Source organism: Actinomyces sp. 594 (assembly GCF_019325145.1).
Taxonomy (GTDB): domain Bacteria; phylum Actinomycetota; class Actinomycetes; order Actinomycetales; family Actinomycetaceae; genus Actinomyces.
In genome coordinates this window covers 71,618-80,703 of record NZ_PIZC01000024.1, presented here as the reverse complement: position 1 = coordinate 80,703, position 9,086 = coordinate 71,618, and the positions used below count along the sequence as shown (strand labels likewise).

General features: G+C 71.2%; 10 protein-coding genes and 1 pseudogene. 7 read left to right on the top strand and 4 right to left on the bottom strand.

Going from position 1 to position 9,086, the window contains the following annotated elements; genetic code table 11:
* The coding region (locus GZ998_RS03860; RefSeq protein WP_219109083.1) for a DNA topoisomerase (ATP-hydrolyzing) subunit A at window positions 1-1,586 on the bottom strand (1,586 nt) is incomplete at its 3' end.
* A gap of 81 nt (window positions 1,587-1,667) precedes the next feature.
* Here GZ998_RS03860 and GZ998_RS03855 point away from each other — a divergent pair.
* Window positions 1,668-2,270, top strand: coding sequence for a DUF5998 family protein (locus GZ998_RS03855; RefSeq protein WP_219109082.1), 603 nt, complete (start codon window positions 1,668-1,670; stop codon window positions 2,268-2,270).
* Window positions 2,267-3,511, top strand: coding sequence for an alkaline phosphatase family protein (locus GZ998_RS03850; protein ID WP_219109081.1), 1,245 nt, complete (start codon window positions 2,267-2,269; stop codon window positions 3,509-3,511). The genes GZ998_RS03855 and GZ998_RS03850 overlap by 4 nt, the downstream gene beginning before the upstream one ends.
* A 27-nt stretch (window positions 3,512-3,538) precedes the next feature.
* Here the strand turns inward: GZ998_RS03850 and sepH are convergent, their stop codons facing one another.
* On the bottom strand, window positions 3,539-4,612 hold the full coding sequence (gene sepH / locus GZ998_RS03845) for a septation protein SepH (RefSeq protein WP_219109080.1): 1,074 nt from the start codon (window positions 4,610-4,612) through the stop codon (window positions 3,539-3,541).
* 319 nt (window positions 4,613-4,931) lie between these two features.
* Between sepH and GZ998_RS03840 the strand changes: the two genes are divergently transcribed.
* From GZ998_RS03840 to GZ998_RS03825, 4 genes are read left to right on the top strand one after another with little or no spacing between them, the layout of a single operon-like run.
* The gene (locus GZ998_RS03840) at window positions 4,932-5,237 is read left to right on the top strand and encodes a DUF4193 domain-containing protein (protein WP_161923922.1); all 306 of its coding nucleotides are present in this window, start codon (window positions 4,932-4,934) and stop codon (window positions 5,235-5,237) included.
* A gap of 41 nt (window positions 5,238-5,278) precedes the next feature.
* The gene (locus GZ998_RS03835) at window positions 5,279-6,016 is read left to right on the top strand and encodes a DUF3710 domain-containing protein (protein ID WP_219109079.1); all 738 of its coding nucleotides are present in this window, start codon (window positions 5,279-5,281) and stop codon (window positions 6,014-6,016) included.
* On the top strand, window positions 6,013-6,414 hold the full coding sequence (locus GZ998_RS03830) for an OB-fold nucleic acid binding domain-containing protein (RefSeq protein WP_219109078.1): 402 nt from the start codon (window positions 6,013-6,015) through the stop codon (window positions 6,412-6,414). Before GZ998_RS03835 ends, GZ998_RS03830 begins: the two co-directional genes overlap by 4 nt.
* Window positions 6,411-7,157, top strand: coding sequence for a DUF3159 domain-containing protein (locus GZ998_RS03825; RefSeq protein WP_161923925.1), 747 nt, complete (start codon window positions 6,411-6,413; stop codon window positions 7,155-7,157). The genes GZ998_RS03830 and GZ998_RS03825 overlap by 4 nt, the downstream gene beginning before the upstream one ends.
* Here GZ998_RS03825 and GZ998_RS03820 read toward each other — a convergent pair.
* Both GZ998_RS03820 and GZ998_RS03815 read right to left on the bottom strand, forming a co-directional pair.
* Entirely contained in the window at window positions 7,106-7,834 is a 729-nt protein-coding gene (locus GZ998_RS03820; RefSeq protein WP_161923926.1) for a TrkA family potassium uptake protein, read from the bottom strand. The genes GZ998_RS03825 and GZ998_RS03820 overlap by 52 nt on opposite strands.
* A 2-nt stretch (window positions 7,835-7,836) precedes the next feature.
* Complete coding sequence (locus GZ998_RS03815) at window positions 7,837-8,502, bottom strand: TrkA family potassium uptake protein (RefSeq protein ID WP_161923927.1); 666 nt, start codon at window positions 8,500-8,502, stop codon at window positions 7,837-7,839.
* 95 nt (window positions 8,503-8,597) lie between these two features.
* Between GZ998_RS03815 and GZ998_RS03810 the strand changes: the two are divergent.
* Window positions 8,598-9,086 (top strand): annotated as a pseudogene (locus GZ998_RS03810) (DNA-binding protein); the annotation flags it as partial.

The window sequence follows — 9,086 nt, the reverse complement described above, 5'->3', positions numbered from 1 at the left end:
ACCGCCGCGGCCTGCCGCATGGCCTGCGAGGCGCCGGCACCGGCGCCGCCGGGTGCGCCCACGCCGCCGCTGAGCGCCCCGGCGCTCGTCCCCGCCGCCTCCAGCAGCACCGTGCGCCGCGGCGTGCCGAACTCCTCCGCCACCGCAGCCAGCTCGCGGGACACCGTGGCCCGCAGCAGCGACTCGTCATTCAGGATCGCCTCCAGCTCGGCGATCTCGGCAGCCAGCTCGTCCCGTTCCTTCTCCAGCTCGATCACGGAGAACTTGGTCAGGCGCCGCAGCTGCAGCTCCAGGATGTAGTTGGCCTGCGGCTCGGACAGGTCGAACACCTGCATCAGGCGCCGGCGGGCCGTGGCCGCGTCCTCGCTGGAGCGAATCACCTGAATGACCTCGTCGATGTCGACGATCGCAATCAGCAGCCCCTCCACCAGGTGCTGGCGCTCGCGCCGCCTGCCCAGGCGGAAGCGGGTGCGCCGCTCCACCACCGTCAGGCGGTGGCGGACGAATACGTCCAGCAGCTCGCGCAGGCCGAGTGTGCGCGGCTGGCCGTCCACCAGGCACACGTTGTTGATGCCGAAGGAGTCCTCCAGCGGCGTGTACCGGTACAGCTGCGCCAGCACCGCCTCTGGGTTATAGCCGTTCTTGACCCCGATCACCAGGCGGGTGCCGTGCTTGCGGTCGGTCAGGTCCGCGACGTCGGTGATGCCCTGCAGCTTCTTGGACGCCACGGTCTCCTTGATGCGGGCGATAACCTTCTCGGGACCCACCAAGTAGGGCAGCTCAGTCACCACAATGCCCTTCTTGCGGGCGGTGATGTTCTCAATGCGGGCGGTGGCGCGCGTGGAGAACTTCCCGCGCCCGGTGCGGTAGGCCTCCCGGATCCCATCCAGACCCACGATCATGCCGCCGGCGGGCAGGTCCGGCCCGGGCACGAAGGCCATCAGCTCCTCCAGGGTGGCATCCGGGTGCGCCAGCAGGTGCCGGGCCGCCGCCACCACCTCGGTGAGATTGTGCGGCGGCATATTCGTCGCCATGCCCACCGCGATGCCCGAGGCGCCATTGACCAGCAGATTCGGGAATGCCGCCGGCAGCACCTCCGGCTCGGTGAGCGTGTAGTCGTAGTTGGGGACGAAGTCGACCGTGTCCTCGTCGATGTCCGCCGTCAGCGCCAGGGCGGGGGCGGCCAGCCTCGCCTCGGTGTAGCGGGGGGCGGCCGGGCCGTCGTCCAGGGAACCGAAGTTGCCGTGGCCGTCCACCAGCGGCAGCCGCATGGTGAAGGGCTGCGCCAGCCGCACCAGTGCTTCATAGATGGCGACATCCCCGTGCGGGTGCAGCCGACCCATGACGTCGCCCACCACGCGGGAGGACTTCACATGCGGCCGGTCCGGGCGCAGCCCCATACGGTCCATCTGGAACAGGATGCGCCGCTGCACCGGCTTCAGGCCGTCCCGGGCATCCGGCAGGGCCCTTGCGTAGATGACCGAGTAGGCATACTCCAGGAAGGAGCTGCGCATCTCCGTGGGCAGGTCCTGCTCCACGATGAGATGGTCGGCGGGCGGCGGCGTCGGCGGGGCGGACTTCGGCATGGCCGCATTGTGGCCCGCCGCGGCTTCGCCACGGGGGCAACGACACCCGGGGGTGACGGGAACGATGGCATGATCTGCCCCATGACGTGGACTGCGCAGGCTCGCCCCGGGGACGAGGTCCCCACCCCGACGTCGCTGGTCGACGAGGTCACCCGGGCCGGCTACTACCCCGAGCTCGTGCTCGGCACCCTCGACGTCGCCGTCGCGGGGGAGGAGGTGCTCGCGGACCTGGTCCAGGCCGAGACCGTGTTCGACGACGCCGTCCACCGGCACCTGACGGTACTGGCCCTGACTCCCAGCCGCCTGGTCATCGTCCACGTCGACGACGCTCCGCGCGAGGACGGGCTGCCGGGGGCGCTGGCCACTAGTGAGGCCGTGCCGATCTCCCGGATCAAGTCCGTGGGCCTGACACGCGGAGTGTCCGAGCCGGCCAACGGTGGGGGACGGTTGACGGAGATGACGATCGCGCTGGCATGGGGCTCCGTGCGCCGCATCGACCTCGAGCCCGCCGCATGCACTGATCCCGAATGCCAGGCAGACCACGGACTGACCGGCGTGTCCGTCCCGGACGACATCGTGGTGCGCGTAGCCGCAGGAGTGGAGGGGGATGCGGCCCTGGCACGCGCAGAGCGCTTCGCCCGGATCCTGTCCGGAGCGACAGCCCGGGCGGCGGCGCGCGCATGAGCACCCCGTACCTACGGCAGGTCCTGGCGGCGGCCGCCGCCGGTGCCGGCCTGGCGCTGCGCGACGGCCCGCCCGGGGCGGTCACGGCCGGCGAGGCCCGCGCGAAGGCAGCTGAATGGGGCCTGCTGGGACAGGACGGCGCCGCCGGACCCGCCGGGGTTGTCGTCGTCCTGGTGGACGGGCTCGGGATGCAGCTGCTTCAGGAGCGGCGTGGGCACGCTCCCACACTGCGCACCTGGATGGCCGACGCCGCCTCCGCCCCGGGCGGGGGCAGGGCCCGCACCTGCGTACCCTCCACGACGGCAGCCGCCCTGACCACCCTCGGCACCGGCGCGATGCCCGGGACTACCGGCATGGTCGGATACAGCGTGCTCAACCCGAGCCTGCGACGTCACCTGCGTGCCGGCACGATCCCGGACGCCGCCCAGAACCTGTGCCTGATTACCTGGCAGGATACGGCACTCGACCCGCGCCGATGGCAGGACGTGCCCACCGTCTTCGAGCGGAGCGCACCCGGGCCGCATGCCGGGGCCCGGGCCGCGGCGTCGGCGGTCACCATCGGTCCGGCGCGCTTCGCCGGCTCCGGCCTGACGGAGGCGGCTCTGCGCGGCGCCGTCCACTTGGGGGCGGACCGTATGGAGGACCGTCCGGGTCTGGCCGCCCGCGCCCTGCGGAGCGGCGTCCCCCTGGTGTACCTGTACGTCGGCGAGCTCGACCACGTCGGCCACCGCCACGGCTGGCGCTCAGAGAACTGGCTGATGCAGCTGGAGCGCCTGGACGGGATGCTGGCGGAGCTGATGCGCCTGGTCCCCGCGGGCACCCGCGTGCTCCTGACCGCCGACCACGGCATGGTCGACACCGACGCGGCCCACCGCATTGACCTGACCGACTACCCAGAACTCGCCCGTGACGTCGCAGCCGTAGCCGGGGAGCCGCGTTTCAGCCAGCTGTATGTGCCCCACTCCGACCCGGAGACGGCTGCCGCCGTCGCCGACCGCTGGCGGGCGGTGCTGGGGGAGCGGGCGCTCTGGGTGGGAACCCGCGCGCAGGCCGGCACCCGGATCGGCCCCGTTGGGGAGCGGGCTGAGAGCGTCCTGGGTGACGTGCTGGTGGCCATGGCCGACAACTGGGTCGTCGTCGACCCGCGCGTGCACTCCGCGGGAGCAATCGCCATGCCGGGCGTGCACGGCTCGCTCACGGACGCCGAGATGACGGTGCCGCTGCTGCTGGCCCGCGCCTGACCGGGACTGTAGCCGCCCGGCTACTCCTCACTCCGGCTTGGAGCCGAAGACGATCTCATCCCAGGAGGGCACGGAACGACGGGCCCGCCGCTTGGGCTTGGGTGCGGGCGCGGCCGGCATCTCCGGCAGCGCTTCCTGGGTGGCGTCGGCGTCGTTGGACGTCCCGTCCCGCTCGTCGCGGTCGGTGGCCGGCGTCGTAGCCTGGTGCAGTCGGCTTCCCGCCGGGTGATTACCGGTGTGGGCGCGGCGGCGCTCCGACATGGACACCACCTGCGCCTGCCCCTGTGGCTCCGTCTCGTCTCCCGGGGCGGCATCTTCCGCATCGGGTGCGGCCGCCTCGATGCGCCTGCCACGGTTGGAGGCCAGATCCGCCAGCAGCGCGTCCGTGGAGTCCACCGCGGAGTCCACTGCCGTGGGCGGCGCGCTGTCAGCGGCCGCCGGGGACTCAGGGACGGGCGGGGCCGCTGCCGGAGCGGATACCGAGGATGCTCCGGGAGCCGCGGAGTCCTGGTCGAAGACCGTGGGGCGGCGTCCCCCGCCGGCCTCCGTCAGCCAGCGGGCCTCATCATCCAGGGCGGATACCGAGCGTGCGGTCAGATCGAGCTCCCAGTGCGCCTGCTTCGCCTCCGCTCCCTGAACGAAGGTCAGCACGATCTGCCACGGCTCCCGGCCCTCCCGCAGCGCATCCCACTCCAGGCTGCCTGCCTCCACACCGCGGGTGGCCAGCCGGTCCACGGCAAGCTCGCCCAGGACGGGGGAGTCCTTCTCCCAGCCGATGCGACAGGCCTGCGCCTGTTGCACCGCCCACAGGCGTTCGGCGATAACGGGCCCCTCGAAGCGGCGCACGTGCTCAACGTCCAGGCCGGTGGCTGAAGCGACCTCTTCCGCGCTGGCGCCCGCTCGCATGAGCGCCTGCAGCTCCCGGGGGCGCACTGCCGCGCCGGGGGCGGGAGGCTCCGGGCTTGGAGACAGGGCTGCGGGGCGCGCCCTCCTCACGGCGGCGCGCAGGGCGTCGTCCACGACGATGCTGTAGCGCTCACCGCGTGAGTCGGTCATGACGATGGTGTCGCCGTTGGCCCCCAACAGCTCAAGCTCGATCATTGACGTGGGCCTCCTTACAGTCCCTTGCGCAACCCGAGATGGGCGGGCTGACACATGCCTCAGCGTGCCATCTAAGCCGCTCGGTGTCTGGGAGGCGGGGCCGCGTGGCACGCAAGAGCTCGCCGCCTGTTCGCCCTCAGCCTTTGCGCGTGGCCTGACCAGGCGGTTCCCGCCGCAGCGACGTGGTGCTATGGTGCGCGTGCCCTAGCTCGGAGGGGCGGCGCACATTCGCTGAGCAGGATGTTCGCCGTTCCCGGCAGCGCCCGCCGCTGCCCGAGAGCCCCAGCGAGAGCCGTCCATAAGAGAAAGTGACGAGGCCATGGCAACCGACTACGATGCCCCGCGCAAGAACGACGACGAGCCCGAAGCCGACTCGATCGAGGAACTCACCGCGCGTCAGAAGGATCAGTCCTCGGAGGCGATCGAGGAGGACGAGAACGAAGTCGCCGAGGGATTCGAGCTGCCCGGGGCGGACCTGTCCCGTGAGGAACTCAGTGTGCACGTCGTCCCGCAGCTCGAGGACGAGTTCACCTGCTCGGAGTGCTTCCTGGTGCACCACCGCTCCTCACTCGCCTATGTAGACGAGCAGACAGGCCTGCCGGTGTGCACGGACTGCGCCGGCTGACGGGGCCGACACACAGGCAGATCGAGAGGAGGAGAACCAGCATGGGCCTTTTCTCCCGCCGTCACCGTGACGACGGCATAGACGACGGCAGGGACGACGGCAGGGACGACGCAGCTGACGTCGCCGTCGGCCCGGGCGAGTCCACGCCGAGCAAGCCGGAGGATGTTGGCGTCGGCCCCTGGGATGCCGCCGACGCCCCGGACGAGACCGCCTCCGCCGGACTCGTTGATCTGGGCGCCCTGCGCGTGCCAGCCGTCGACGGCATGCAGATCCGCATGGAGCGCGCAGGACAGGGAGGCGAGGCCTCCGCAGTCGTCCTCATCCTGGGCGGCTCAACCATGGAGCTGCGCGCCTTCGCCGCTCCCCGCACCGCCGGCATCTGGGATGAGCTGCGCGCGGACATCACGGCACAGCTGACCCGCGCGAAGGCCACCTTCGAGCTGGTGGAGGGCGACTACGGCACCGAGATCATCGCGCAGCTCCCGGTGCGTACGCCGGAGGGCCGCACCGGGACCATGGCCGCCCGCTTCATCGGCGTCGACGGCCCGCGCTGGTTCCTGCGCGGCGTCCTCCAAGGGCGCGCAGCCACCGACCCCGACGCCGCCAGACAGCTACGTGAGGTCTTCGCAGGCACCGTGGTTGTGCGCGACGGCGTCGCCCGCCCGCCGCGCGAGATCCTGCCCCTACATGCCCCGGGCGTGACTGCGGCGCCCGAGGCCGAGGAACTGCCGGGACTGGACCCGCTGCAGCCAGGCCCCACCATCGCCGAGGTGCGATGAGCCGGCGCAGCGGGACGGTACGCGTCGCACGCCTGTTCAAGCGCCTGCGTCCCGCGCGCCGCCCCCGCCTGGACTCGGGCGCAGCCGCAGCCGCCGGCGCGCACGCCCCGTCCACGCGCCCCGGCGACATCCTGATCAAGGACCTGGCGCCCCGTCGGCGCGCCCACGTGTCCGGTGTGCTGCGGGCGGTCACCTACCGGCCTGCCTCTGCCAAGCCGGTGCTCGTCGGCCAGCTCGACGACGGCACCGGCGTGGTAAACCTGATCTGGATCGGTCGGCGCGCCATCGTCGGCATTGAGCCGGGCGCACGGCTGCGGGCCGAGGGCATGGTCGTATCCGGGCGCACCCGTCCAAGTATTTATAACCCGCTTTACGAGCTCCTCGGGGAGGACATATGACCGAGCGCCCCGCCGCGGCGGCACCGCCTGCCCGCGATGACGGGCGCAGCGGACTCGGCGCGCTGGACGCAGACCGCTTCGACGCGGCCGCAGCCGTCGGCGGGTGGCGCGGCATTCTGGAGTCCGCCGTGCCCACACTCGTGTTCATCTGCGTACTGGCAGCGCGCCCTCAGGCACTGGTGCCGGCACTGCTGGCGTCACTGGCGGTAAGCGCCCTCGCCCTGCTGGCCCGGCTACGCGGCCGCCAGCCGCTGACCCAGGTGCTCGGCGGTGCCGCCCTGGCGGCCATCAGCGCACTGTGGGCGTGGCGGACCGGAAGCGCCACGAACTTCTACGCCACCGGACTGGTTATCAATGCGCTGTGGCTGGCGGCCACCGGTGGCTCACTCCTGCTGCGCCGCCCCCTGGTGGGCGTCCTGCTGGGCGCATGGCATGCCGCGTCAGGGGGAGAGCAGATCGGCACGAGCAGTTCGGCCGGCTCCGCCGCCCGCCGCTACGCGGTGGCCACAGCGATCCTGGCCGGCATGTTCGCACTGCGGCTGGCGGTCGAAGTGCCCCTATACCTGGTCGGAGAGGCGGCCGTGAGTGTTCTGGGAATAGCCCGCCTCCTGCTGGGACTGCCCTTGTTCGCCGTGACTTTGTGGTTCGTGTGGCTGGTCATCGGCCCGGTTCTCAGGCAGCCGGAAACCAGTCAAGCCGACTCAGGCGACTCGTCCCCGGGGCTGGCCGAGCCGGTGTCCTGAGCCGTCTGCTGCGCGGCGGTGAATATCGCCGGCACCTGATCCAGGACCGCCTCACCGGCCTGGGCAGTAAGGAACAGCAGCTCGTCGCCCCGCTCGAAGCGGTCATCGGGACCCGGTCGAAGCGGCCGGAAGTCCCGCAGTATCGTGGCCAGCACCGTGTGCGGCGGCAGCTTCACCCCACTGACCAGCTCACCAATCACGGGCGAGTCATCCGGCAGCGTGAGCTCGTGCATGAGCACTCCGGACTGGTGGAAGGTGAACACTGGTACCAGCGAACCGACGCTTACCGCCTCCTCCACCAGCGCGGTCATGATTCGCGGGGTCGACACGGCCACGTCCACCCCCCAGGTGTCGTCGAACAGCCACTCGTTCTTCGGGTTGTTCACTCGTGCCACCGTGCGTGGAACCGCGTACTCGGTCTTGGCCAGCAGGGAGATGACCAGGTTGGCCTTGTCATCCCCGGTGGCGGAAACCACCACGTCACAGTCGCCGGCTCCCGCGTCGGCCAGGGAGCCCAGGTCGCAGGCATCCGCCAGCTGCCAGTCCGCCTCGGGCACGGAGGCGATACGCATTGCGTCGGGGGCGCGGTCCACTAGGGTCACATCGTGCCCGTGGCTGATGAGCTCGCGGGCGATCGAGCGTCCCACCGAGCCGGCTCCGGCAATCAGGATCTTCATGGCTATACCTCCTGTGCGGGCGGGCGGGAGAGGGCGCGTTGCAGGGCCCCGAGCTGCTGGGCGGTAGCGGCCACGTGCAGCCGGTCGTGCTCCTGGATGCGGGTGTCCGGCTGTGGGATCACGGCCCCGGACCCGCGCGAGATCCAGGCGACCCGCACGCCGAGCCGTTCCTCCAGTGCGCCCACTGCGGTGCCGATCCATGCGGCGGACACGTCCGGCTGGACCAGCCCCACCGCCCCGGAGGGATCCATGAACTCCCGCGCGGTTCCACCGGGCAGCACGCGACGCATCATGTGCTCGGCGGTCTGCCGCACAGTCGCCACCGTGGGAATTCCGAGCCGCTCGTAGACATCGGCCCGAGTGGCGTCATAGATCCGGGCCACCACGTGCTCCACGCCGAACAACTCGCGCGCCACGCGCGCGGCGATGATGTTGGAGTTGTCCCCGTTGGAAACGGCGGCAAAGGCGTAGGCCTCGTCTATGCCGGCCTGCTCCAGGGCATCGCGGTCGAAGCCGATGCCCTTGATCTTGCGGCCGTTGAATGTCGACGGCAGTCGCCGGAAGGCGTCGGAGTTGCGGTCGATAACGGCCACCGAATGACCCATACGGTCCAGCTGGGTGGCCATGGAGGCCCCCACTCGGCCGCAGCCCATGATGACGAAGTGCACGGGGTGAACGGTACTCCGTCATCAGCGGGGAGGGGCGGGTGTCAGGCGTGCGGGAGGGTTGGCCCGATCAGGACGGGGACGTAGCATCATCGTTCGTGCGTGACTTCGCCGACCCCGTCAAGCGGCTCCCCGCTGGCTCCCCGGCACCCGGCCCGGCTCCGGGCGGCGCCCTGCTGCCCAAGCGCGTGGCCCTGCCGGCATTAGCCGCCCCGACCCTGTCCGGCGTCGGCTACGCACCGGATGCGATTCTCACAACGCTGGCAGTTGCGGGAGTAACCGCTACGGCAGCGTCGTCCTGGGTGATGCTCGCAGCTGTCGGCCTGCTCATCATTGTGCTCGTCTCATACCGGCAGATCGCTTACGCCTATCCCGGCAGCAGCGACTACGAGGTAGCCGCCTCGGGCCTCGGGCACCGGGCGGGCGTGGCGACCGCCGCGGCCATGCTCTGGGACTACGTGCTCATTGTCGCAGTCTCCACCTGTGCCGCCACCAGCTACCTGGCCTCCGTCGTCCCCGGGCTGGCCGCCCACAAGCAGGCCGGGGCGGTGGCGGTTACCACCGTCCTGGCCGTGATGAACCTGCGC